At 69.5% G+C, this 23,271-nt stretch carries 18 protein-coding genes and 1 pseudogene; 7 read left to right on the top strand and 12 right to left on the bottom strand.

Features of this window, described 5'->3' with window-relative positions; genetic code table 11:
• The 3 genes from ACZ52R_RS40510 to ACZ52R_RS40500 all read right to left on the bottom strand — a co-directional run.
• On the bottom strand, nt 1-327 hold a 327-nt coding region (locus ACZ52R_RS40510; protein WP_465755289.1), incomplete at its 3' end, for an IPT/TIG domain-containing protein.
• A gap of 1,169 nt (nt 328-1,496) precedes the next feature.
• A complete protein-coding gene (locus ACZ52R_RS40505) occupies nt 1,497-1,919 on the bottom strand; it encodes a DnaB-like helicase C-terminal domain-containing protein (RefSeq protein ID WP_465625659.1) in 423 nt (140 codons plus the stop codon).
• Between the two features lie 833 nt (nt 1,920-2,752).
• A complete protein-coding gene (locus ACZ52R_RS40500) occupies nt 2,753-3,496 on the bottom strand; it encodes an IPT/TIG domain-containing protein (protein ID WP_465625617.1) in 744 nt (247 codons plus the stop codon).
• A 1,133-nt stretch (nt 3,497-4,629) separates the two neighbouring features.
• On the opposite strand from ACZ52R_RS40500, the gene ACZ52R_RS40495 reads away from it, so the two are divergent.
• Together ACZ52R_RS40495 and ACZ52R_RS40490 are read left to right on the top strand one after the other, a co-directional pair.
• Complete coding sequence (locus ACZ52R_RS40495; protein WP_465625619.1) at nt 4,630-6,024, top strand: Mu transposase domain-containing protein; 1,395 nt, start codon at nt 4,630-4,632, stop codon at nt 6,022-6,024.
• A 414-nt stretch (nt 6,025-6,438) separates the two neighbouring features.
• A complete protein-coding gene (locus ACZ52R_RS40490) occupies nt 6,439-6,861 on the top strand; it encodes a hypothetical protein (RefSeq protein ID WP_465625621.1) in 423 nt (140 codons plus the stop codon).
• Nucleotides 6,862-7,172: 311 nt separating this feature from the next.
• On the opposite strand, the gene ACZ52R_RS40485 is transcribed toward ACZ52R_RS40490, so the two are convergent.
• The 4 genes from ACZ52R_RS40485 to ACZ52R_RS40470 form a co-directional block, all read right to left on the bottom strand.
• Nucleotides 7,173-7,760: a hypothetical protein gene (locus ACZ52R_RS40485; RefSeq protein WP_465755286.1), complete on the bottom strand. Its 588-nt coding sequence runs from the start codon at nt 7,758-7,760 to the stop codon at nt 7,173-7,175.
• A 175-nt stretch (nt 7,761-7,935) separates the two neighbouring features.
• Nucleotides 7,936-8,247: a hypothetical protein gene (locus tag ACZ52R_RS40480; RefSeq protein ID WP_360510158.1), complete on the bottom strand. Its 312-nt coding sequence runs from the start codon at nt 8,245-8,247 to the stop codon at nt 7,936-7,938.
• Nucleotides 8,248-8,337: 90 nt separating this feature from the next.
• The gene (locus ACZ52R_RS40475; protein ID WP_465625625.1) at nt 8,338-8,757 is read right to left on the bottom strand and encodes an ATP-binding protein; all 420 of its coding nucleotides are present in this window, start codon (nt 8,755-8,757) and stop codon (nt 8,338-8,340) included.
• Between the two features lie 1,137 nt (nt 8,758-9,894).
• Entirely contained in the window at nt 9,895-11,913 is a 2,019-nt protein-coding gene (locus ACZ52R_RS40470) for a MarR family transcriptional regulator (protein ID WP_465755285.1), read from the bottom strand.
• 1,439 nt (nt 11,914-13,352) lie between these two features.
• On the opposite strand from ACZ52R_RS40470, the gene ACZ52R_RS40465 reads away from it, so the two are divergent.
• Nucleotides 13,353-13,604 carry a hypothetical protein gene (locus ACZ52R_RS40465; protein WP_465625629.1) on the top strand — a complete coding sequence of 84 codons (252 nt, stop codon included), beginning with the start codon at nt 13,353-13,355 and terminating at the stop codon, nt 13,602-13,604.
• A 57-nt stretch (nt 13,605-13,661) separates the two neighbouring features.
• Nucleotides 13,662-14,393 carry a DUF2637 domain-containing protein gene (locus ACZ52R_RS40460; protein ID WP_465625631.1) on the top strand — a complete coding sequence of 244 codons (732 nt, stop codon included), beginning with the start codon at nt 13,662-13,664 and terminating at the stop codon, nt 14,391-14,393.
• A 1,260-nt stretch (nt 14,394-15,653) separates the two neighbouring features.
• Here the strand turns inward: ACZ52R_RS40460 and ACZ52R_RS40455 are convergent.
• Nucleotides 15,654-16,076: a type I-E CRISPR-associated protein Cas6/Cse3/CasE gene (locus ACZ52R_RS40455; protein ID WP_465755284.1), complete on the bottom strand. Its 423-nt coding sequence runs from the start codon at nt 16,074-16,076 to the stop codon at nt 15,654-15,656.
• Between the two features lie 932 nt (nt 16,077-17,008).
• Here ACZ52R_RS40455 and ACZ52R_RS40450 point away from each other — a divergent pair.
• Together ACZ52R_RS40450 and ACZ52R_RS40445 are read left to right on the top strand one after the other, a co-directional pair.
• Nucleotides 17,009-17,470, top strand: a complete 462-nt coding sequence (locus ACZ52R_RS40450; protein ID WP_317620883.1) for a MarR family transcriptional regulator — start codon at nt 17,009-17,011, stop codon at nt 17,468-17,470.
• Nucleotides 17,467-17,796: a cyclic nucleotide-binding domain-containing protein gene (locus ACZ52R_RS40445; protein WP_465625635.1), complete on the top strand. Its 330-nt coding sequence runs from the start codon at nt 17,467-17,469 to the stop codon at nt 17,794-17,796. The genes ACZ52R_RS40450 and ACZ52R_RS40445 overlap by 4 nt, the downstream gene beginning before the upstream one ends.
• 306 nt (nt 17,797-18,102) lie before the next feature.
• Here ACZ52R_RS40445 and ACZ52R_RS40440 read toward each other — a convergent pair whose 3' ends face one another.
• Complete coding sequence (locus ACZ52R_RS40440) at nt 18,103-18,294, bottom strand: hypothetical protein (protein WP_465625637.1); 192 nt, start codon at nt 18,292-18,294, stop codon at nt 18,103-18,105.
• 197 nt (nt 18,295-18,491) lie between these two features.
• Nucleotides 18,492-18,887 (bottom strand): annotated as a pseudogene (locus tag ACZ52R_RS40435) (hypothetical protein); the annotation flags it as partial.
• Nucleotides 18,888-19,474: 587 nt separating this feature from the next.
• Between ACZ52R_RS40435 and ACZ52R_RS40430 the strand changes: the two are divergent.
• Nucleotides 19,475-20,785: a hypothetical protein gene (locus ACZ52R_RS40430; RefSeq protein WP_465755283.1), complete on the top strand. Its 1,311-nt coding sequence runs from the start codon at nt 19,475-19,477 to the stop codon at nt 20,783-20,785.
• Between the two features lie 43 nt (nt 20,786-20,828).
• Here ACZ52R_RS40430 and ACZ52R_RS40425 read toward each other — a convergent pair whose 3' ends face one another.
• Nucleotides 20,829-21,896 (bottom strand): COG1361 family protein, encoded by a 1,068-nt coding sequence (locus ACZ52R_RS40425; protein WP_465755282.1) that lies wholly within the window; start codon nt 21,894-21,896, stop codon nt 20,829-20,831.
• Nucleotides 21,897-21,927: 31 nt separating this feature from the next.
• The gene (locus ACZ52R_RS40420) at nt 21,928-22,485 is read right to left on the bottom strand and encodes a hypothetical protein (RefSeq protein WP_465755281.1); all 558 of its coding nucleotides are present in this window, start codon (nt 22,483-22,485) and stop codon (nt 21,928-21,930) included.
• Between the last annotated feature and the right edge of the window lie 786 nt (nt 22,486-23,271).

Here is a 23,271-nt window from a genome sequence, read left to right as displayed (position 1 = left end):
CGTCAGCGTCACCACCGACCCCGCCGCCCCCGACGCCGGACTGACCGAACCGATCACCGGAGCAGCGACCGCGTACGTGAACGCCACACCGTTGCTGGTCGCCCCCCACCACCACGCCACCACGGTCACCTGTACCGTGCCCGACCCCGCCGGAACCGTCGCGGTGATCTGGGTGTCCGACAGCACCGTGAACGACGAGGCGTTGACGGCACCGAACCGCACCGCCGTCACCCCCTCGAACCCGCTGCCCGTCAGCGTCACCACCGACCCCGCCGCCCCCGACGCCGGAGTGACCGAACCGATCACCGGTATGTTGTGATCAACCATGACATACCTCCATAGGGTTGTGCAGTCTCCGAGTTGACGGATGTCGTGCGTGCGCAAACGGCTTCAGAGAGTCGGTTGTTCGCCCGGGGATGCGCGACGACGGGCGCCGAGGCGGGGAGCCCCGGTCGACGGAGGGAACATCGACCGGGGCTCGTCAGGGGTGCGTCGCTGGGCGGGTCAGGCGGAACAGACCGGCTCGTCCCAGTGAAGGAGCTCGCCGCCATCCGCCCGGTCGCCGTTGCCGGAAGCCTCCCCGGGACGGCCAAGACGCCGTCCTCGGCCGATCCGCCCCCGGCGCCGCCGGTGCTTGCCGCGGACGGACTCGGCCGAGCGCATCACGGAGGAGTTCCGTTCGAAGGCGTGGCCGTCGTCGGCCGCGGTCGCGCGCTCCGTCCTCGACGGTCCACCCGCAGGTTGACGGCCCACCAGCACCGTCGGCACGTACCACCCCAGCAGATGACCCCAGCACCACAGCGCTGAAGTCGTCCGTCGGCGGTCCGGGGGAGGGGGGCCGGCAGACCACCTGTCCGCCGCACGGGCCAGCACGCCTCGGAGCCTTTGGATCGCTTGCATGACGCCTCCTGGCGTATGTAAGCCGCCGCATCCGCCGGCACCGCTGAGACGGTGCCGGCAGATGGATCCACGTCCTCCACGGGGGTGCCCATCGCGAGCCGTACGTCACCCCGCCGCCTGAAGCAACAGCGGGCGCCGACTGCGCGCTTCCCCCGGGAGGGATGGGCGGCCCGCCGGTTGGATACGGAAAAGTAACCCAGAGGCGTGAAATCGGTGACAAGTCTTCCGACCTTCTTTCACCCGCTTGGCGCAGCGCCCGACCGTCTCCCGAAATCCGGGAAACGGCCGATTCCGTAGCGCGCGACCCGACGCCGATCAGCGAAAACGGACACCCTTCGGGGAATTTTCACGCTGATTCCCCACCCGGCGGGATCGCGACTTCCCGACCCGGGGTTGCGCCGCGGAATCGGTCCGGGCGGGACCTGCGCGAGGACGCTTGGAGGTTGTCGCAGCGGGCCGGGTCGACCGGCCTCACAGCCGTGTCATCCCCGGCACGCCCGGCACCGGCCAAGTCGCTGACCTGCGAAGTCCTGCCAGTGACCCCGGGTCGGCCGTCCGCCGTGGGATCCGGCCGCAAAAGCCGGGACCCGGGGACGTCATGTGACGTTGCGGGTGATGTCGACGAAACGCGAGTAGTGGCCCTGGAACGCGACCGTCGCCGTGAATGTGCCGCCCATGCGGTTCTTGGCCACGATCAGGTCCCCCTCGCCGGCGCGCGGAGAATCCTTCGCGTAGGCGTCCTCCCGGTGGAGCAGGATGATTGCGTTGGCATTGGCCTCGATGCCACCGGATTCCCGCAGGTCGGCCATGGCGGGTTTCTTGTCCGCGCGCTGCTCGACGCACCGGTTGAGTTGAGCGGCCACGACCACCGGAATATTGAAGGCCTTCGCGAGTATCTTGAGGCCGCGGGCGAGTTCGTCCACTTCGGTCGTGCGACTGGTGGCCCGGCCGGTCTCGGGGGTCGTCAACTGCAGGTAGTCGACCAGGAGGACGGCCGGGCGCCGTCCCTGGGACTGCACGCGGCGCAAGCAGGGAACGCAGCCGGGGGATGCTGACCTCCTCGCTCGTGTCGACGGTCAGCGGAGGGACGCCGGCCAGGGCGATGGCCCGCAGCCGCCGTGCCTCCTGCTCCTCGTCCAGCGTGCGGTCGCGGCTGCCGTGCAGGGGGACAGGGGCTTCGGCAGCGACCCATGCGCTGGATCACCTGCGTATGCGTCATCTCCAAGCTGTTCAGGTAGACCGGGATGGCATCCGGGCAGAGCAGCATGCTGCCCAGCACGGACTGCTCGGCCGACCGGCTGCGCTGCGGACGGACCAGAAGAGGAGTGGACCGAGTTAGAGGACAGGGTCGGGGTGCTTGAAGCACCTCCTGACAGCACTTCAAGCACCCCGGGTGCTCGAAGCACCCCCCGGGACGTCCGGTCCTGCGGACCGTTTCGTCCCCTTGTCGACCCGGGGCTTGCGCGGCGGTGCGGGAGCGAGCGGCGGCCGGTCCTCGGCCGTCAGCGGTCGTCACACGTCCAATGCGGAGCGTGGCGGGGTGTGCGGCGGCGCTCTTCACTCCACGGCTCTTCAGCGCGCCGGGTAAGGTCCCGCCGCGGCCTCGACGCGGGTGGCTCCGTCCTGCGCGCGGCGGCCGTGGACTCGGTACTCGGCCTCCGCCCGATCGCGGCGCCCACGGCCGCCGGCCCTTGCGCGATCGGGCGGCCGGCTCCGTTCCCCCGGGGCCGGCGGGGAACCGGGCGGCGGGTACGACGGGACGAGGCTGCCCGGGCGCGGCCGATGACGGTCCCGCCCGGGCAGACGGCCTCGTCGGCCGTGCGGTCCGGTGGCCAGTGGCCTGACTTCCGGATCAGATGCCCGGGCCGGCGACGTACGTGAACGCGCCCACGGCGGTCGCGCTGCCGCCCGCGCTGGTGACCGTGACGTCGACGGCCCCGGCGGTGCCGGGCGGCGTGACGGCGGTGACGACGGTGTCGCTGACGACGACGAACGGGGCCGGCGTGCCGCCGAAGGTGACCGACTGGGTGCTGCTCAGGGAGGTGCCGGTGATGGTCACCGGGGTGCCGCCGGAGGTCGGGCCCACGCCGGGAACGACAGTGGCCACGGTGGGCGCGTCCACGTAGGTGTAGGTGAAGCCGTTGTTGGTTCCGCCCGCAGTGGTCACGCTCACCCCGACCGATCCGGCGGCCGTGCCCGCGGGCACGGTGACGCTGATGAGGCCGTCGCTGACGACGGTCGGCGTCGCGGTGTTGGCCCCGAAGTTCACGGCGGTGGCGGTCGACAACCCCGTGCCGGTGATGGTGACGGTGTTGCCGCCGGCCAGCGGCCCGGAGGTGTCGCTGAGCGCGGCCTTGAACGGCGCGCCGACGTAGTAGAAGCTGAGCGGGTTGCTGGTGCCGCCCGGGGTGGTCACGGTCACCTGGGCCGTCCCGCTGCCCGACGGCGCGATGACGGTGACCGAGGTGGGGGTGTTGGCGGTGATGGTGGCCAGCTTGGAGCCGAAGTGCACGGCCGTGGCCCCGGCGAGGTTGACGCCGGTGATGGTGACGATGGTTCCGCCGCCGGTCGATCCCTGGTTGGGGGAGATGGGCACGACTGCCTCCTTGAACGAGGTGGGTGAAGGCCGCGACGGCGGGCCCAGGAGGATCGCAGGTTACGCACGGTGTGGGTCGGACCAGGCCCCGGCGGGGACGCAACGGACGGCCGAGGCGGTGAACCGGGCGCCGGTGGGCCGGTCCACGGGTGTGGCCGGGCCGCTTTCCGGGCGTGAGGACGAGACCGTCCTGGATGGATGTCGCCGGTCGCGGTGGCGGGCGGATCGTTCACGCCCCTGCCAGGGGAGCCCATGGCGCCACGGTAGTGACCGGCCGTACGGCAGCCGACGCCCCACTCCCCCGGAGAGGATGGGCGACCCACCGGATTGGAGCTTCCAGTAACCCATTGAGGTGACAAGCAGGCAAGGCACTTGACGTCACATCACCCGATTGGCGGCACGTTGCGGCTGGGAGCACGGCCCGCCCGGCGCGAACGCCCGGCCGCGTCGGACGCGCGGACCTTCCCGGCCGCACCGGCGGGGCCGTCCGTGGGTCGGTCCTCTGGCGGCCGCGTGCGCTTCCGGTGTGCGGCGCGCAGGCCCACGACGTGTCAACTGCCATTGACGCCCGGCCCGGCCGACGTCCGGGCACGGTAGCGGACGGGGGGCGCGCGGGTGCGCGCGCACATCCGCATATGCCACTGACCCTTTCTCCGAGCGGCGGTGCCGGCCGTGCGACCGTCCGGGATCGCTGCCGTGCGCGCCACCGCACGCCGGGCAGTGGCGCGACGGGCGGCCGGATGCGTGCGCGGCCCGGAATTCCGGGGAGGACCGCGAGCGCCGTCGCGCCCGCAGAGGTCTATTCCAGTCAACCATCCTCGCGTGCTTGCGAAAATTGTCAAGCATCCGACAGTCGAGATCCGGCCACTCTTTGGCTGACCTTCGCGTGCAGCTTGACACGACATGCGCGAGACCTTTGCCAATTGATTGCAGCGCGATTCGCTCACTCAAATTACACAGCAATCGGCGACGTCTTGAAAAATCCTTTCTGCTCCCACCTCGGGATTTCGTGTATATTTCCTGGCTTCCAATGGGTCCCACGAGGGAGCCGTAATCCGTATCGGATCCTTACAGGAGCAAAATTGCTGACCGGAGAGGAATACATCAACATCTGTGCCCTGCGATCCCGAGGATTGTCCATCGCCGCAATCGCCCGTCTCCTCGGCCGCGACCGCAAGACGGTGAGCTCCTATCTGAGCGGGAAGCGCACGGTCGGGGTCCGCAGCTCCGGCTGGGGCGAGTTCGAGCGGTTCATCCCCTACTGCCGCCAGCGGCTGCAGGACGATGCCCACTTCGAGGCGTCGGCGCTGTTCGCCGAACTCGTCGATCTCGGCTACAACGGCGGCTACTCGACCTTCACCCGCGCCCTGCGGACCCATCAGCTGCGTCCCAGGTGCCCGCTGTGCCAGCGTCCGCCCCGCACCCGCCCCGCTCGGCAGGACGACGCGGAGGAAGTGCACTTCCGCTGGTTCGTCTTCTGCGACCCCCCTGCGGACTGGGGCAGCACCCACGCCTGCGTCCTGGTGGGACGCCTGACCCGCTCCCAGCGCTGGAGCGCGGCGCTCGCGGAGCAGATCGATTTCGGCCACCTGGTCGGCTCCGTCGACCGGATCCTGCGCCAGTTCGGCGGGACCGGCTGGCGCTGGCGCTTCGACCGGGCGCAGCCGATCCACTGTCCGGGAGGCGGAAAGTTGACCACGGCGCTGGGCAGGGTCGCGAAGCACTACGGTGTCGTCTCGGATCTCGGTCCGGCGCGGCAGGACGCCGACGACGAGGCGATCGGGCAAGCGCTCGCCCTGTGGTGGCGGACCGGCGGTGCGGACACCGGCCCGCTGGAGGCGCAGGAGAGCCTCGACAAGCTGGCCAGGCTCATGCACACCCGCCAGGCCTTGGCACGGGGCGGCCACGACGGAAGCACCGTGCCGCCCACGCCGGTCCTGCTCGACCTCCCCCACGACCCGTACCCCGCCAGGATCAGCGTGACCCGCACGGTCTCGGCCAACAGCATGGTGTCGTACCGGGGCAATCTCTACGCGGTTCCGCGGCATCTGCACGGCCACACCGTGGAAGTGCGCCGAAGGCTCGGTGACCCCCTCCTGGCGATCGCGACCCCTCGTGGACGGGTGATCGCCCAGCATTCACTGGCGCCCGACGGTGCCAGCCTGTCGGTCATCGGCCACCGGCACGGGATCGGTCTCGAGCGCCCGCTCCCGGTGCCGAGGCCGGCCTGCACCAGCAGGATGTACAGTCCGCCGTCCGCCGAAGCGCTCGCGGCGGCCGACGCGCTCCGACAGGACACCCGCCAGGAGGACGGATTAGAGCCCGGTCGACAGGCCGGCGGTTCGTCGGCGCGCCGGTCCTGGCGGTGGACGGGTGTTCTCGACCGGATCCGGAAGGAGCCCACCGAGGAGGAGGAGCACGTCCGTTCCGAAGCCGTGATCCACCTCGCCGCGCATCGGCAGCACGACCCGACGCCGTACCGGCGAAGCCACACCGGCTCGGCGAGGCACCCGGACCGGACGAGATAGCGCGTACGACGGCCTTCGGCCTGCCGGACCCTGCACCGGACGTGATCACGTCCGGTGCAGGGTCCGGCAGGCCGCGCCCGAGGATGCGTGCGGTCCGGCCCCCGTCCTGCGCGCGGCCGACCGGAGCCGGGTAATTTCACAGACCGGCGGCAGGTAAAACGTCGGGAATTGCTAACCGAATTCCCCATCCCGCCCTTCCGGGCCCCGGACGCCGACCTTCCCGATAGTAACCCGGATGGAGTAGCGCAACTTTTGTATGAAGACTACTGAATTCGCCTTGGATTGCCGGAACATCAATTCTTCGCACCACCCTGCCCGTCCACACGCCCTGCCATCCGCGCTCGGCGGTGCAATACGTTCCGTTCATGCCGGCGCCCCGCCGGCATGAAACGCTTATATTCGGAGGGGATTCGGATGACCCGTTCTCGTCTCGCCGCCGGCGTCGTCGCCGTCGCCATCGCAACCGGCGCTGCCCTCGCCATCGCCCCCGCGGCCCAGGCCGCGGAAGCCCCCGTGCCCCAGGTGTCGGCGTGTGCCGCCGATCTCGCGGCCGCGCTCGACAGCAACGCGGCGGCCATCGACGCCGACATCGCCGGTGACACCGCCGGCGCCGGCGCCCACAACCTCCACACCCTCGTCATCCTGGCCGGAGCGCGGCACGACTGCTCCTGCCAGCACGCCCAAGTCCGCGCGGACATCATCGCTGCGGCGACCGACAGCGTCCGCGCGGCGGTGTCCAACTCGGTCGGCGACTCCGCTGCTGCACTGGACAGCGAGGACGCCGTGACGGCCGAGTTGACGGAGGCCCTGGAGATCGTCGAGTACTCCGAGGTGTGAGGTCTCGCGGCGTACGGGTACCCGTTGTCGACCTGCTCGGGTGCGGGGGCCCCGGCGGTCGGGCCGCGTCGTGGAGCCGTCCCCTTCACAGGCGCGGCACGACCGGCGCCGGCGCCGGTCGACAAGGCCTCGGCCTTCGAGGCGGCCGCCGAATTCGGCCCGCCCTTCGGAGACCGCCGTTGCCCGCATGGTCCGCGAAGGCCCGCCGGCGACCGGCGAGGTGGGCGCCGTCCCCACCTCGCCGCACGGCCTCACGGCACCGTGCGGGCGTGAGGAGTCCCCGGTGAAACCCGGACTTCGCAGGTGGGGTTTCAGGTCTCCAGCCGGCGTGGGCGGGTTTCGTCGATGCCGAGTAACGCGAGCAGCTCGGCCTGGATGCCGGCGGCGGTTGTCCTGCAGGAACCTGGGGGCCGCAGCGAGGGGGCCCTTGAAGTCGCCGTACCGGCGCTCGACGCGAACCGGACGCCGGCGGCCAGCAGGGCGGTCACGTTCGGGTAGGAGATCAGTTCGGAGTCGCCGACCATCAGCAGGTCGCGTTGCGCAGACAACTTCCGCAGAGCGGTCATCGCGCCGACCACCTGGGCGACCTCCGCCGTCCCGCCGCTGCAGGCGCGGTGGAACACCGGGATGCCACCGTCGCCGGTGACCGCCAGCCCGGCCTGGATCTGCTTGAGATCCGGGCGCCCGTGCCTGGCCTGCGGATACCCCTCCCCCTGCGCCTCGTCATCCCCGTACAGGGAGACCGAGGTCATGTCCCAGTGCAACTGGGCGCAGTCGATGCCGAAGTCGGCGATCGCCTGAGCCCCGACCGTGCCGATGATCTGCTCGACGTGCGGCGCGATGGCGTCCAGCGCCCACTCCCTGGCCGGCCAGACGCGGTGCGCGGCCCGCCGAGGCATCGGCGTCCTGCTCGTCTCCCGGGGCTTCGCACCCTTGAACCGCGCTGCCGCCCGGGCCCCGGCGTTCCGAGCCCGGAAGCCCGCCCCCGCGCCCTTGCCCCGTGGCCGGTCGACCGGCCACGGACGCCGGCATCCTCCCGCCGACACCCCGGGCACCTGCCTCCGGAGGGGTCTGTCACTGCTGGGGCTGGCGGAACAGGTCCTGCTGCGTGACGCCGTCCGCGAACATGACGTTCTCACTCAAGCTCGCGAGCAGGTCGAGGACAGCGGCGAGCGGCTGGTATTCCGTGCGGATGGCCGGGCGCTCGCCGCACTCCTTCAAGTGCTCCCAGAGCGCGTGGAAGTAGTCCTCGAGCTCCAGACGCGCGTTGAACTGCGCGCTGAGCCCTTCGGAATCGAGGCGACGCAGGCCGTCGCGGTCGAGCCGGGCCACCGAGTTGATGACGCTGTTGACGATCTCACGGCTCTCGATGCCTGAGCTGGACATGGGTTCTCCTCACGATGTGCGCAGTGGAAGACCGGGGCTGACGCTCGATGCGCCGCCCGGCCCGGCTGGATCGCGACCGTCCCGCAACGGTCAGCACGCCGCGGCGCTCCGACCGGACAGCGGGACGGCGGCCCACACCGAGCAGCTGCCGTCCGTACTGAGCCGCACCCCCCAGTCCTGCGAGTAGTCCGCGACGAGCGCCAGACCCCTGCCGTGGTCCTCGTCCGGCGTGGCTCGGTGCAGCTGCGGCACCGCGGAGGTCTTTCCCTGGTCACGGACCTCCACCAGGAGCTGGTCCGCGGTCCGGCGCAACCAGGCGGTGATGTGCGCGCTGTTGGAGTGCTCGAGGGCATTGGTGACCAGTTCGGAGATCACCAGCAGGACGGCGTCCCGGGTATGGCCGGCCCGAACGCCCTCGACGTCCAGCCACAGCCCTGCCAGCCGCCGGGAGATCGGTACCGCGCGGACCAGGGACGGCAGCCTGAAGGACAGCGGACGGCCTCTGACCAAGTGTCGAAGGACATCTTCGGCGAGAGCTCCTGCCAGCCGTCCATCGATCTCTGCGGTGGTCAGTGGAATCTCCTCCTCGGTGAACGGCGGGACCGCTTCTCGGCTCACGGGCCGAATGCGGCTGCCGGTGCGACTGCTCGTGGCTTTCGCGTCCCGGTCCACGCTCGGCGCCTGGGGATCATTCCCTTCGGCGCGCAGCCGGCCGAGTGGAAGTAAATCAGAAATAGATTATTCGCGGGGAGCTATCCGTCGCAAGAAAAGGGGGCGCATTTATGCAATACAGCGCCTAGTGTGAAGGTAGGAATAGTTCACACCGTCGATGATCCGGCGGAATGAAACGGCTTGCTTCGTCCACTCGAGTCCGGATTTGACGGCGAATGGCGGCGGTCCATTGGTCCCGGCAATCAGTGGAGCCTTTTGGGACAAACTTCCCTCCGGGCGCACAAGGGCGGCCGGCGACTCGCTCACGGAATTCCGCACCGACCTGGCCGAAATCAGCCGTTCCGCCTGTGCGCGTCGCGGCCGGGGAAAACGTCCTGGTGGGGATGCGCTGCCGGACCGGCCAACCTCGGCCGGAGGACCGGCGCGCCGACGCACGGGCGACGTCACGAGGCGAAGCCCGCCCCGGCCGTGCGCCGGTCTGCCTCCGACGTCGCACCGACGTCGGAGGCACTGTCGACGAGGGGCGGCCTCCACCAGCACCGTCACCGCGAGGAGCTGCGCCGCAGGCGCATCCCCGAGAACGATCTCGCCGTAGGGCCTCTGATCGACGGTGTGATCCCAAAGGCCCGTGCACGTCCGGAAGGAGTGCTTCTGCCGGCTCTTGCGGAGACGACCCTGCGAGCCGACGCGGGCCGGTGCGATGAGAGTCGCACCGGCCCGCGGATCCAATTTCCTCGACCGGGGTACGGCAACGCGCCACTTCAGCGATTAGGCGCAAGCCGGAAGCGCTGGCAGACACCGCAGCTGCTTACCCCCGGAGAGGATGGGTGACCCACCCGGTTCGGATGCACCCAGTTACTCATCGGGCCGAAATAGCCGCAATCCCCCGACCGGTCGATTCACCCGTACGGTCGAGCGCGCCGGAAGTACAAACCGCTTGTGCGACCGGACCGGAAGCCCTTCCGCAGGAAATTTTCATATCCCGGTCCGTCCGCTCGGGAAATTGGACACCATATCCGGAGGCGACTGCCCGTTGATCGCGGAATACCGCGTGCGGGAACCGGCCGGGATCCGACGGCGGCGATCACGGCACCCTGACCGCGGGCTCGATCGGAATGGCAGGAGCCGGACCCGGGGTGAGGATCCCGTCGGGCTGTCCCCGCACCCGCGTCGGCCTCTGGCGCCGGCGGGCAACCGGCAGACCATCGGAGAGGTGGACCCGGCGGGAGGTTCCGCGGTGGCGTCTCGCAGGCCCCGGCCGCGCTGCGCGGCCGTGCCGGTCTTCCCCGCATCGGGTCGGCCGTCCCGCCGCGGAGCGGGATCGGACGCCGCTACGGCTTCCGGGGGCGCGTCACGGGGCCCGGTCCCGTGTCCGGGCACCTGGCCGGGGCTTCCCCGACCGGCGGCCTCCTGACCGGCGGCCTCCTGACCGGAGGCCCCGGTGGCGCCCCGCCGGTGCCGAGCGGCGTCGGCGGGGCGGGCCGTCGGCTGAGCCTCGCCACCCCGGGCACAGGTCCGCTCCCGCTCGAGCCGGCGAGCAGCAAGCCGCCGGCGAAGGATTGTTCCTTCCGACTCGTCACCCCCTGCCGCCGACCGGTCGGCGGGTCCGCTCGCACCGGGCGCGACCGGCATCGTGAGCGGGTCTGTCGCGGGTGGCGCGTGCGGCGCGTGGCCGACCGGCTCCCACTGTTCCCGAAGCCTGCGGCAGGCGGCAGCGGCGGCGGCGGGACCGCAGGAACGGCAGGTTTCCGGATCGTCGGCGTCACGGGCGACCAGGGGCCCGCGGCAGAGCGCGCACTCGGGGCTCCGGACCGGCCCGCTCCCGGTGACCGTCTCGCTCGCCCGGTCGACGACCTTGATCAGCCAGGGCAGCGGGGAGACCACCGAGGACCACGGCACGGCGCCGACCGGCTCCCTGCGGCGCGCGAACTCCCACGCCGACTCAAGGGCTTCGAGGACCACCGCACCGTGGACGTCGGGGGATGTGCCGTAGTCGGCGAATGTTGCGACGATGTGCTGAGCGAGGAGGTCGAGCTGTCGCTCGGTCAGCCGGTCCGCCAGTTGCCTCGGCAGGCGGCTCAGGGCCGACGACGCGGCTTGCCGGCCCCATCGCTTCTGCTCGTCGGTCACCGACCGGATCGTCTTCCGGTCGGTCTGCCGTCTGTCGCGCCCTGCCGGGCCTGCTGCGTCCCCATCGGTTCCCGCCGCGTGGCCTCGCGCGCGGGTGCGCACGGTTGCCGGTTCGCGGGACGGACAACCGCCCACGACCGCAGGCGTGTTCAGCAGGTCATGTTGGGAGGATCGTGTTTCTGCCACCGAATCGGGGGTGGCCAGTGTCACCGAAACGGGGGGATCGGCTGTCACCGAACCGGCGGCCTCCCGGCACGGGTCGAGCGAGTCGCCGTGACGGGAATCCGGTCCGGTGTCGAGGACCCCAACACCGTCGCCCGCGGGCCCGCCCGCGGACCGCGGCGCGGGGACGGGCCCGCTCGGGAGGGACTCCGGCTGCCCGTTCGGTACGCGCAAGGGCACGGGATGGACGACGTATCTGTACGCCCTCCTCTCGCCGACTCGTCGGCTCACCCACCCCTGGGCCAGGAGTTCGGCCACCGCTTCACGGGCCGTTGCCTCCTTCATCCCGCACTCGCGCGCGATCCGCGCGAGGGGAGTCGGTTCGGGGAAGTGCTGCCGCAGGGTGAGCAGGGCATAGACCTTGAACCGGGTACCGGCCAGAGACGCCCGGGCGTACGAGCCGACGCACACGGTCAGCTCGTCGTCGGCAGGCGGACGGACGCGTCGGTTCATGGTTCCGGTGGCAGGATTCCGAGTCGCTCGAACCAGGTCCTTGGCCTTCGCTCTGGCGATCAGACGGTTGACACCGCCCCGTGACAGCCCGAGCTGCCGCCCGATGGTCTCGTCGGCAGCGAAGCAGAATCCCGACTTCCAGCCGTAGTCCTGCACCAGCGTCACGACCCGGATCAGGTCGCCGGTCAAGTCCCTGTCACTGAGCCACACCGCCGGGAACCGGGTGGCGGGCAGGCCGGCCCGCCCAGGGCCCCGGGCCTGCCCGCGGGCAGGCCCGGGGCCCTGGGCCCGCTCCGTGCACGCAGCGCCCGAGTACGGCGGGCTCACGGAGCACCGCCGAAAGCCCGACGCCCGCCCGCTTCGCTGCCCGGCCCGCCCGGCCGCCCGTCGACGCCCGGATCGGTCGACGGGCGATACGCCAGCCGTCCCGAAGGCACCGAGGCGACCCTTTCCCCGGCCGGCTCCATTCGAGCGGTGGTCACTCGCGCTCGAGAGCCCGTTTGGGGAGGTCCTTTGAGGTTTCGCTCATTCAGATGCCCGCGTCCTCCCCAGGGAAGGACGGAACGGCGGATCACGACATGGGCGGGGAGCGGCTGGCAGATTCTGATTCGGTGATGCAAAATGGCAGTGCCTACTTACGGACGTGTGAGAAGGCAACAGCCCGTCAGGACACAGGTTCTCGCCTGATCCCGAGTGTGCGGACGGGCCGAGGCAGCGGTGAAATTCCGTCGTCGACTCAGGCATGTGGTCGGCGACGACGGATACAGGGCGTTCAGACACCGAGGCATGTGATTGGTGCACAGACGGTGAAGGTCCGGTGGTGCGGACCAAGCCGTCTCCATGCTGCTAGGTCACGTCAAAACCTCCCCGCAGGGGGGCACGGTGATTGAAGAGGGTCGAACGAACGAGGAGAAGCGATCACGAGTGGTCGCTTCTGCCTGACGCGGTTTCGAGTCCAGGCGCCCGAGGGGTGATCTGGAACAGCGATGTCGCACCGACTGCACCCCCACAGCCGTCCGGACTCACCGGAGTCCGGACGGCTGATCCACGACTGAACCAAGTCTCGACCAAGAGTACTCCTCCCATCACAGAGTGTGAATACCTCTCGTATACGACTCATCGCAGGGGCCCACTGGGCCCGGCCACAGGCAGTGGTTCGTTCGAGTCGGCAAGAACGGACAGCTCGAACGCCTGGCAGTGGGGTTCGATCGTCCGCCCGGAGCGTTCCGCGTGACGGCGACGGCAGGACGCCGACGGCCATGATGCGGCATCCAGCGGTCCTGTCACCAGTCACCCGATACGGGAAACGTGCAACCGGCCATTTCACGCACGCAATCCGAGCGTCTGTTAATCGGATGACCGAATCGAAGGCGCGCCCCGCTGGGGAGAATTGCAAAGCATCCGGCACCATTCGAGGCCGTCCCGCCGTGAAAGAGGGGAAGCCGAGCGAGCGGACGGGGTCACGCTCGCTTCGACCGTCCCCATCCGAGGCCAGCCGCAAGAACGCCGCACGCTCGGCAAGGAGCTCGGCGGCCTGGGTAAAAGCTCCGAGCGCCGGCAGCCTGAGCATATTTCAGGACACCCGGATGCCGTACATTTCCCGGCGATTAGCCCATCGTTGTCGGGGCATGAGTCCAACAGCAGTCAAGCCGCCTCCTCCTTTGCCGCTGGAGCGGGACCGGATCTGCAGTGCCGGTGACAACTGGCTATTCGTTCCGGACCGGACGAATCCCGCGGGCGACCTGGAAATCGGTTATCTCGTGAAGAACGGCGAACGCGTGGTGCTGACGCATTGCTCGCGCCAGCTGGCCGAACTCTTTCGCATCCTGCGCCGACTCGAGTTCGAGTTCTCGACGCGGCTGCAACGATCAGAGGAATAAACGGGCTGATTGAGAGCGCCGGCCGCGATCCACGATGACGCAAACAGGAGGACTGCTTTGTACGAGTCGACGGACATCGATTTCAGCCCCTACTACACGCCTGGATTCAGCCCCGACGACGGGGTCATACACAACCGCTCCCTCTGGCCGTCCGCCGGGCAGCTGTCCGCCGACCTGTCCTATCCGGTCGTCAACGGCTGGGCCGATCCGGTCGTCAACGGCTGGGCCGATCCGGGGATGCTTCCGCATTCTTCGAACGCGGAAGCGGTCGAGGAGGAGGCCGGCCTGCCGGCCATGGGGTTCCACCCCCAGTTGATCGCCGCCCGCCGGGAGCGTCGCGCCCGCCCAACACGCCGCCGGCCCGACATCCTCGGATCCGTCATCGGATTCCTGACGCTGACGATCGTCACTGCGGTCTGCATCCTCGGTTGGATGATCTCCTACCATCCGCTGCGGGACGTGGCCCTTTCGCAGCTGCCGCGGGGTCTGTCCCAGTACTGGCCGGTCGTCGTCTACGGACCGTGGATGGTCGCCTCCCTCTCCGTTCTGCGTGCCGCGCTGGGAGGGCGCAGGATGGCGAATTCCTGGACGGTCATCCTGGTATTCGCGGGCATCGCCAGCCTCCTGTGCATCATCAACACACCCTGCACGATGCCCGAGGCCGTCGTCGCGGGCCTTCCGCCGGTGACGGCTGTGGTGTCCTTGCAGCAGATGGTGCGCCAGCTGCTCGTCGCCCGACAGGAGTCCCAGGAGGACCGTCGGCAGAAACCCTCGCACCGGGCTCGGTAGCACATGAACAACACAGCGCCTGCATTCTCCGCCCGTCCGTGCGGGAACCCGAAGATTCTCTTTCAGGATCATCGCCGCGCGCATGGCGATGATCGGCAGGAAGCAGCCGCGACCGATCCGGAAATCGCCGGCGTCCCCACCCTCACCGGCAGCCCGACCGCGAGTGGTTGACGCGCGCTGGCACTCCCCTTCTCGGCCAGGAGGGGCGCCGCACTGTTCCGGGTCGGCACGCCACCGGATGCGGGCGGCGTCCGGCCGTTGCTTCGGATCGAGCACTGTCCCGGCTGCACCGTTCCCGATTTCGGTCCGGCAGCGACCACGGTTCACATGCCAGGCCCACCGCGCACGCCCTCACATCAACCTGCCGCCGATCCACTGCCCACGCGGGACCCCACGATCGCTGCGCCCTCCTTCCTCCCCGCCCACGTTGCTGCCCCCTGGGCAACGGATCGGGCGGGCCGAACCGAGCAGCGCCCATGGCGAGGCGGGTCACATCAGGTTGGCCCAATAGGGTGAATCATCCATCTTTCGGGTGACCTCACGTTTGACTTGGGTAGCTACGGAGTGCGTGCGACGGGCTGCAGACCGTAGCCGCACCCCGGCGCTGAACTCATACGGCCGGTAACCATGCTCCGACGGAATTGAAAGGAACGAGACTCATGCTCCTCACTCTGCTCGGTAACATCGTGGCCTTCCTCGGCTGGCTGCTCTAGCGGTTGTCGACCCACCCGGCGGCGAGCCGGCCCCGCCCACGCGTTCGGTGACGGGGCCGGACTCACCAAGAGCCTGCCGCGACTCCGAGATGTCCGGCCACTGACGCCATCCCATGCCACACGCCGTCCGGGCCTCCCCAACCGGGGCAAGCCGGCCCTGGTCGCACAACGGCACCGCGACGCAGACGGGGCCGTTGCGCGCCTGCGCGCCCCATGGCGGGGGGCGATCAAGAGGACATCGACGCCCTACTCGACGGCGTAACCCCGGTATGGCACGCCGCGGCAGATACCGGTCGCGGCTTGCTCGGCGCGCACTTCATCCCCTGACGCGTTGGCACGGAGCGAAATCCGACAGGTCCCGCTGTGCAATGCGGGACCTGTCGCTACCGTTCGCGCTGGTCAGCCCGTCGGCGCCCGGCTACCCCCGCTGCCGCGGAATCCGCCCCCGTAGGCCTTCCCCAACCCCATCCCGGGTTGATCCCCGCTCAGGCGGGAAGCACCACGGCAGCGGGCCGCGAGCCGACCGCGCAGCCCGGCAGCCGCCCTCCTACGCATCCGCCGTCAGCCGTACCAGCAGCAGTCCCGCGCTGTGGGAGCGGGAGCGGCCGACGCCGGTGGCGAGGGCGCCGGTAAAGGCATGAGGATCGGTGACGGCGCCCTTGATCTCGGCGCGGCCGATCTTGGTGCCCTGGTGCTTGGCGGTCAGGCCGAGCTTGGGGAGCATGCGGATCGCCAGGGAGTCCGGGTCAGCGTTGGCGCTGATGCGGCGGATGCCGGCCGGTCCGACGCGGTCGGCGCTGGCGGGCTGGAGCCGGGCGGCGAACCACTCCTTGACGTGGCGGGGGGTGGCGTATCGGCGGGTCGCGTGATCCGCTCGGTAACGGGCATCAGCCGGTCCTGGACCGGGGAGGCCGGGAACCCGGCTTTCGTGATGCGGGCGCCGCCCTCTGTGCAAAGGCCCATCTCTCACTTCCTGCTGGGAGTTGGCTGTGCCGGCGTGCTGCTCGCTCCCGGCGGTGCCTCCCGTCTCCTCCTCTCGAGCACATGCCCGTCCGCGCGTCTTGAGCGGTGGTCACTGAGGGAGCGCAAGTCCCCCTCCCGGGGGCCAGCCCCCGGACCCCCGCTGGGGACCTCGGGTCCCCAGACCCCTTACGCTGCCGCAGTCCGCTCCGTCCTCAGCCGGATGACACCGCCTTGGCGGCGATGTCATCCGGCTTCCGGGCGGTGCTCCCTTGCCCCTGGCCCAAGTGGTTGCTCCAGTCAGTGGTGAATCAACTGACTGGGCTCCCGCCTACCCAAAACGGTCCCGAGTGGCTGCTCAGTGGTTGCTGTAGAGACGAGCCACTGAATGCGCGCCGCCCGAGGGGGAAGCTGACCAGCACATCGCTCAGGTGACCCGGGAGCTGGGAGGCCGTTCGCGGCCGAGCAGCGGTATGCAACGGCGGGTTGCCCCCGGGCTCCTGGTGCGGTTAGCACGCAGCGGCCTGCAGTCGGATGGCCAAGCACCCTGAGAGGTGCTCACGTCGCTGGCGTCGTTCAGTTGCAGAAGAGGCAGAAGAGCGCATTAGGGCGCTGACCTGCGGAAATACCTTCCGAAACCACGATCGCCAGATCTGCTACCCAGATCGAGGGGCTGCCAAGGCTGTCCATAGGACCGTGGTGAAGTGACCACAACCTCGTGGTGACCAGATCAAGAGGTCTGGCTACCACGATCGTACGATCGTGGTTCAGTGCCGAAAAGTACATCTGCGGATGCCCTTGGAGGGAGGCGCGACACGAGGTCGTGAGCGCCCCCTGAAGTTGGCTCAGTGACGTTTCGGTCATGTACTTTTAGGCCATCTGATCCGCTGCGGCCGACCGTGGCAGGGTCCAAGACCTATGCCCGAGGAAGGAGGGGACCACGTGGCTGCCGCCGCACGGCGTCGACGCGCGCCAGCAGACGAGAACGGGGAACTTCTCCCCTTTGCTCCGTTCGCGTTCTACTCCGGACACGCGAACGTCGACAAGGAACGCGTCCGCGCCATCTGCCGCAGCAACAAGTTCACCCCGGGCGAGAAGTTCATGGTCCTCTGGTGGATCGGAACGTCGCCAGAGGGCATGGAGCCCGTGGTGATGACGGGGGCGGACATCGGCAAGGAAGTCGGCATGACGGCGGATGCCATCGGCCGGATCAGCCGCAAGCTCCTCAAACACCGGATCTTGGTCGCGGTGGGTACGTTCGGGAACTCGAAGTTGTACCGGATTACGCCCTACATTGCGTTCCACGGTCCGGGCTACGATCAGCGTGAAGCGGTGAAGCGCTTCAACCCCCCAGACATTCCTGGGTTGGCCCCGAGAATTCGAGAGTGGTGGGAGGACCGATGAGCACTCAGACGGTTGCGCTGCATGGGAGCAGGAGCATGTCGTTCGGGGAGCTGCTGAGGCGAACCCACAATCTGACCGCGAATCAGCGCCTGATGGTCGTGCTCTACAACGATCCGGAGCTCGTCGGCCGGAACGGGGTGATCGAGCAGTCCGCAAAGGACCTGGCGGGCATTCTGGGATGGGCGCCGACCATGTTCTCTCGCATCCGGCAGCAGCTCGTTGATGCGGGATGGCTGGAGCAGTCCGGCGGGCGAGCCCAGGTCAAGTTCTTCCGACTGACGCCGACAGCCCACGGGCAGACGCGAGCGCTTCGGCTCGTGGACTGAACGCTGCAGGAACTGCGAGGGGTTGTTGATCCGCTGCGGATCAACAACCCCTCACGCTTATGAACGTTTCGGCATGGAACCACGACCCACCGATCGTGGCTTCGTGCCGCGGAGTGCAGCAGCCCCGGAACGGCGGGGCGCTTATGAACTTATCGGCAGGGAACCACGACCCACCGATCGTGGTCGTGATGGCCACCTTGGTGCCCAGGCGGGCCTCGGCGATATGTATGTTTCGGCATGGAACCACGACCGACCGATCGTGGCTTCGTGCCGTGGAGTGCAGCAGCCCCGGACCCGGCCTGATGACTACGCCCAGGTGCCAACAACGAAGGACTCGAGGCGGGGGACCTGGAGGGCGACGCGCTCGTCGGCGCGGATGGTGATGACGCCGTTCTCGAAGTTGAGGCCGTTCTCGTTGGAGACGGTGACGGAGTCGGCCTCGTCACCGGGTTGAGCCCACGGCCTGACCGATCCGCCGTCCAGGGCCGGCCCGCCCACAGTCGGCGGGCCGGGCCTCCCTCTTCCCGGAGGCCCCGATGACGCGCGCCACACCCGGCCCGCACCCGCACCCGCTCACCCCGGCCGACCTGCCGCCCGGCACAGCCTGGTGGAGCTCCTGCCCGGACTGCCGCTCCCCGATCCAGGGCGGCCCCGCTCGGACTGTGCGCCCACCGCCCACCGCCCCGACCCCAGTTGTCCACGGCGACCGCGTTGGGTCGGGTGCGGGGCCGGCCGACCGGTCCCGCACCCGCATCTTCTGAGCACGGGGATGAACTGCGGGCTGTCGGCGGCCTGCCCCTCGGTCAGGACGAACACCAGCGGGCGGCACTTCCGGTCGCCGGAGGCATGGATCTTGCTGGTCTGTCCGCCCCTGGAACGTCCGAGCAGGGAGGCCTTCAGCCGGAGCTTGCGCCGACGCCGGATTCGTCGCCGTTCTTCCCGTTCCGGGTCGTCTGAGGTGTCCTGCACGTCTTGTTCTTCCGGGCCTCCCCCCTTTGCCGCGCCTTCTCCGCCTCGTTGGCGGCCTTCTCCAGGGCGGCCGGAGCGTCGGGGTCCAAGTGCATCCCGGCAGCGTCGTGGTGGGCGCGGATAGGATCCGGTCACCCGCGAGGCCGCCCGCGCTGTCCACGCCCGCCTGCTGGCTGTCGTCGGGCAGGCCGCGCCCGGCCGGTAGCAGATCGCGGCAGGCGGCTGCCGGCCTTGTCCCGGCCTCACCGCGAACCACTTCGACCAGGGCAGACGGCTGGGACATTCCTGGTACTACAGGCAGCGGGGCGATCTGCCATGAGTACGCGAAGTCAGGTTGACGGTGGGGTGACGGCGGAGGATCCAGCGGTCCTGGATGCCGAGTTCGAGGCAGGCGCGTGCGACTCCAAGTGATGCAGAAGCCCGACACGCTGAACCGGCATCACTTCGTGCAGGAACCTACGTCCAGAATGGGGCATTTGGTACGTATTAGAGCCATGCTGAGGACGGTGGACGTGATGGGGGACTCGCCGCTGGACGCTCAGGCATTGTTCGGGTGGGCGCTGACCGACGTGTGGACGACGGCCAGGGGTCGGACGGCGCGCCGGTGTGCCGTCCTGGCGTGCCCCGGGTCCTGAGGTTCGGCCGTCCGGTCGCGAGCGAACACAGTCGTACGCGTGGACGGTGCCGTCTGTCACGCGCGGTCTGTGCCATGGTCCTTGCCCTCGCGTCCGCGCTGGCCTGGGTCGTGACCGGTCCGTCCGATGCCGCCCGGGCCGCGACCGCGTGTGCGGCGAGTCTGTGCGTCCTCAACGCGAGTGCCGCGGATGCCCTGTACGTCCACCCCGGCAGCGTCCAGGTCACCGGCAGCATCCTGGTCAACTCGACGAACAGTCAGGCCGCGCTCGTCAGTGGTACCACCTCGGTCATCGCGAACGGGGGTACCATCGGCGGCCCGGCGGCCCCGGCCGGCTTCGCCACCGCGAGCGGCGGCTCGTACAGCCCGGCCCCGGTCAACCAGCCCGCCGGCACCGACCCCTACGCCGCCTTGGCCCAGTGTCCGGCCGCATCGGCCTGTCCTTCGACACCGACCCCGCCGTATCCCTCGGTCAACCACATCTCGGGGAACCAGACGATCAGCCCGGGCGTGTACACCAGCATCTCGTCCCTGTCCGGCACGCTCACCCTCAATCCCGGCACGTACGTCATCACCGGCACCAACGGCGTGACGATTTCCGGCGGCAAGCTGATCGGCACGGGGGTGACGATCTACCTCGCCTGCCCGTCGTACCCGACCGCGTGCGCGGCGGCCACCAGTGGTGCGTCCTTCACCAGCCAGAGCGGAGGCAAGACCACGCTCAGCGCACCGACCACGGGGGCCTTCGCCGGTCTTTCGATCATCGCCGACCGCAACAACACCGCGGGGGCCCTGGTCACGGGAAACGGCTCATCGCTCACCGCCGGCGGTGCGATCTACACAGCCTCGGGGAAGCTGGCGGCCACATCCGGAGGCAAGGCCAGCTTCACCCGCGCGGTCGTGGACACCGTCGAGACCAGTGGCAGCAACAGCTCCCAGATCACCGTCATCCCGACCACGGGCACACTGTCGATCAGCGTGCCGGCCACGGCGGGCCTGGGCGGCGCCGCGCCCGGTGGCACCCTCAGTGCGGCCCTCGGCTCGGTGACCGTCTCGGACGGGCGGGGACTGGCCACCAGCACGTGGACGGCGACGGTGTCCGCCACGAACTTCACCACCGGCGGCGCCTCGTCCGCCGAGACGATCACCACCACGAACGTCTCGTACTGGTCCGGACCCGCGACGAACACGAACGGAACCGTGACGGCTACGCCGGGCCAGAGCGACGCCTCGGCAAAACAGTCGCTCGGCAGTTCGAGAACCGGCTTCACCTCCACCGGCAACGGGAACAACTCCACGAGCTGGGCCCCCACACTCGTGGTCAACGTCCCCGCCGCTGCCGTGCGCGGCACCTACACGGCCACCGTGACCCACTCCGTCGCCTGATATCGCCCTCCCCGTCCGATGAACCCATTCGGGCCTGTCGGGTTCAGCTCGCCCGCCTGCGGCGAACCATCCAGCCGCAGGCGGCCAGGAGGCAGACGGCCGACACGGCCGCGGCCATGCCCGGCGTCATCGCGAGGGAGTCCGCCGTGTCCGGTGTGACCGACGCCTCGGCTTGGGAGCCGCCGGGAAAGGTGATGGTGGCCGTGGCGGTGTGTTGGACCAGACCGCTGGCCAGTGTGAGGTGGACCTTCCACGGTCCGTTGGGAAGCTGCCTGTCCAGGGGGACGGTCACAGGCTCGGTCTGGTCGATGCCGAGGGTGGTGCCGAGGTTCACCGCGTAGGGACCGGCGCTGAGGGATCCCGGCCCGTCGGTCATCGACATCGATCCGGTCAGGTCGAGGGCACGCTTGCCGGTGTTGTGGACCTTGGCCACCAACTTCGGTGTGCCGTCGGGCGCGCGCCCGGGAGTCAGCCCCTCGATCCGGAAGTCGGACGGCGGCTCGCCTCCGGGACCGACGTCGAGGTAGAACCGCACTCCCACGCGGTTGACCAGGCGGACGTTCCCGGCCGGGCCGGCATGGCCCGCGACCTGCGCCCAGAGGACGGCGTACCGTTCGCCGGCGGACGCGTTCGACGGCACCCGGACGCTGATGCGGACCACGGCCGTGCCGTGTGCCGGGACGTCGCGCACTGCGGTGGACGGCGGCGTGGACGGCGGCGTGGACGGCCGAGTGCCCGATGTGCCGCAGTCCGTCGTCTTGCTGGACACATCCGCGTCCGAGACACAGTCGTCCACCGAGACCCAGGTCGTGAGCTCGTTCGGGGTGCGATCGGCATCGACGGTGAAGGTGCCGCTGTTGACGGCGGCGGAGCCCGCGTAGAGATCGACGTGCTGGGCGACGTCGGAGGTGTTCGTCACCAGCAGCCGACGGTGGATGACGCTGCCGGGCGCGAGGTGGTCCACGACGTACGTGAGTGCGCGCGGGTCGGCCTCACGGTCCCGGGGCGCGTCGAGCAACTTGAGGCCGATGCTCCCCTCGACGGTGGGAGGCGGCGTCTGGCCCTGGCCCTCGGCTGCGGCGGTGCTCGCGCCGCAGACCAACGCGAGCACCGCTACGGTCGCACACCACAGGCCGGCTGGGCTACGCGATCGAATGTGTCACCGTCCCGGTGTAGGTGCCGTTCACCGCAGCGGCGGGGATCGCGACGACGAGCGTGGGGTTCCATGTCGCGGAGTTGTTGCCGGTGCCCGCGGTGAGGCTGTAGGTAGTGCGGCTGACGTTGAGGCTCTGGGCCTGGGCCGACGTGGCCTGGCCGGGCGTGAAGACGCCCACCCCGGTGGTGGAGCTCGCGGTCCCCGACCAGTAGGAGACCGAGCTGGCCGGGACCGTCTCCGGAGCCGTGCCAGCGCCCGTCGTGAAGCTGGTGGAGATCGCGGACGCGGTCCAGGCGGCCGTGAGCAGAGCTCGGGAGTCGGTGACCGTGACATTGCCCAGTTGTCCGCTGACGGAGTTTCCGGGCAGTCCGCTCCCCAGACCCACCGGACCGGCGGGGACCGAGATCGCTAACGAACCACCCGAGACAGAGAACGTGACCGCCGTGTCTCCGGGCGCGGCACTGGCCACTCCGGCGGTGGTGACAACCATCGCGGCTGCGGCGGCTGCGGCGGCTACGGCGGCTACGGAATATCGGATACGCATGGGCTCTCCTTCGTCGTCCAAGCCCGGAACAGCAACCGTCCCGGGTATCGCCCCGGTGACGACCCATAGTGATATCCGTATACGCACGGAAGCTAAACGCAATTACTCCATCTGGTCGAACGCGACCATGGAGGAGAGCCCGGCCAGGTCAGGCCGGGAAACGAACGCACCATCGGCAGATAGTAAGGATTTGCGAAATGCAGTCGGATGATACGTGCATCAATGGATCCTGAAGAGGAAGTCCGTGACTTCCGCCTCATCGTTTGTTTTTGACGCTCGTTCAGTGGGGAGTGTACGTCCGAAGCGCGACCGCGAAAGCGATGTCGCCCTGAGCCGCGTGTCGCGGTACCGGACGACTGCCTCGCCTCTCTCCTCTACAGGCCCGACGCCGGTGACGTGTGTGTCGTACCGGCGCTCCGGCCCTCGCCACGTTCTCCGGGAAGGTGTCTCATGTCTCGCCATCCTGGCCGCCTCCGGCGGCTTTGTCGTGCGCTCGTCGTCCTGGCCCTGACGGCCGCTGTCGGAGCTCCCGGCACCGTCGCCTTCGGCCAGTCCCTGCACCACCACCCCGGATCCCGCCTGCGCCCGTGGGTGAAGTCCTGTGTCCAGCACCGGGGGCCGGCGGGGCTCGTGGGCTGCCTCGCGAGCAAGCACCCCCAGGCGGGGGGATCGCAGCCCCGCCTGCTGACCCCCACCATCAGCGAACTGGCGACACCCACCGCCAATTCGGCCCCGGTCGGCATCACCGCAGGGCCGGACAGCGCCCTGTGGTTCACCGAGAACTCC

The organism is Kitasatospora sp. NPDC034023, from assembly GCF_055575795.1.
The sequence above is the reverse complement of the archived record's forward strand: the minus strand, read 5'-3'. Positions and strand labels throughout refer to the sequence as shown.

Coding starts and splice junctions, on each gene's coding strand:
- ACZ52R_RS40485 (WP_465755286.1), bottom strand. CDS start 7,760: ATGCCTCGGCGGGCCGCGCACCGCGTCTGGCCGGCCAGGGAGTGGGCG.
- ACZ52R_RS40430 (WP_465755283.1), top strand. CDS start 19,475: ATGGTCCTTGCCCTCGCGTCCGCGCTGGCCTGGGTCGTGACCGGTCCG.
- ACZ52R_RS40445 (WP_465625635.1), top strand. CDS start 17,467: ATGAGCACTCAGACGGTTGCGCTGCATGGGAGCAGGAGCATGTCGTTC.
- ACZ52R_RS40490 (WP_465625621.1), top strand. CDS start 6,439: ATGACCCGTTCTCGTCTCGCCGCCGGCGTCGTCGCCGTCGCCATCGCA.
- ACZ52R_RS40420 (WP_465755281.1), bottom strand. CDS start 22,485: ATGCGTATCCGATATTCCGTAGCCGCCGTAGCCGCCGCAGCCGCCGCA.
- ACZ52R_RS40465 (WP_465625629.1), top strand. CDS start 13,353: ATGAGTCCAACAGCAGTCAAGCCGCCTCCTCCTTTGCCGCTGGAGCGG.
- ACZ52R_RS40480 (WP_360510158.1), bottom strand. CDS start 8,247: ATGTCCAGCTCAGGCATCGAGAGCCGTGAGATCGTCAACAGCGTCATC.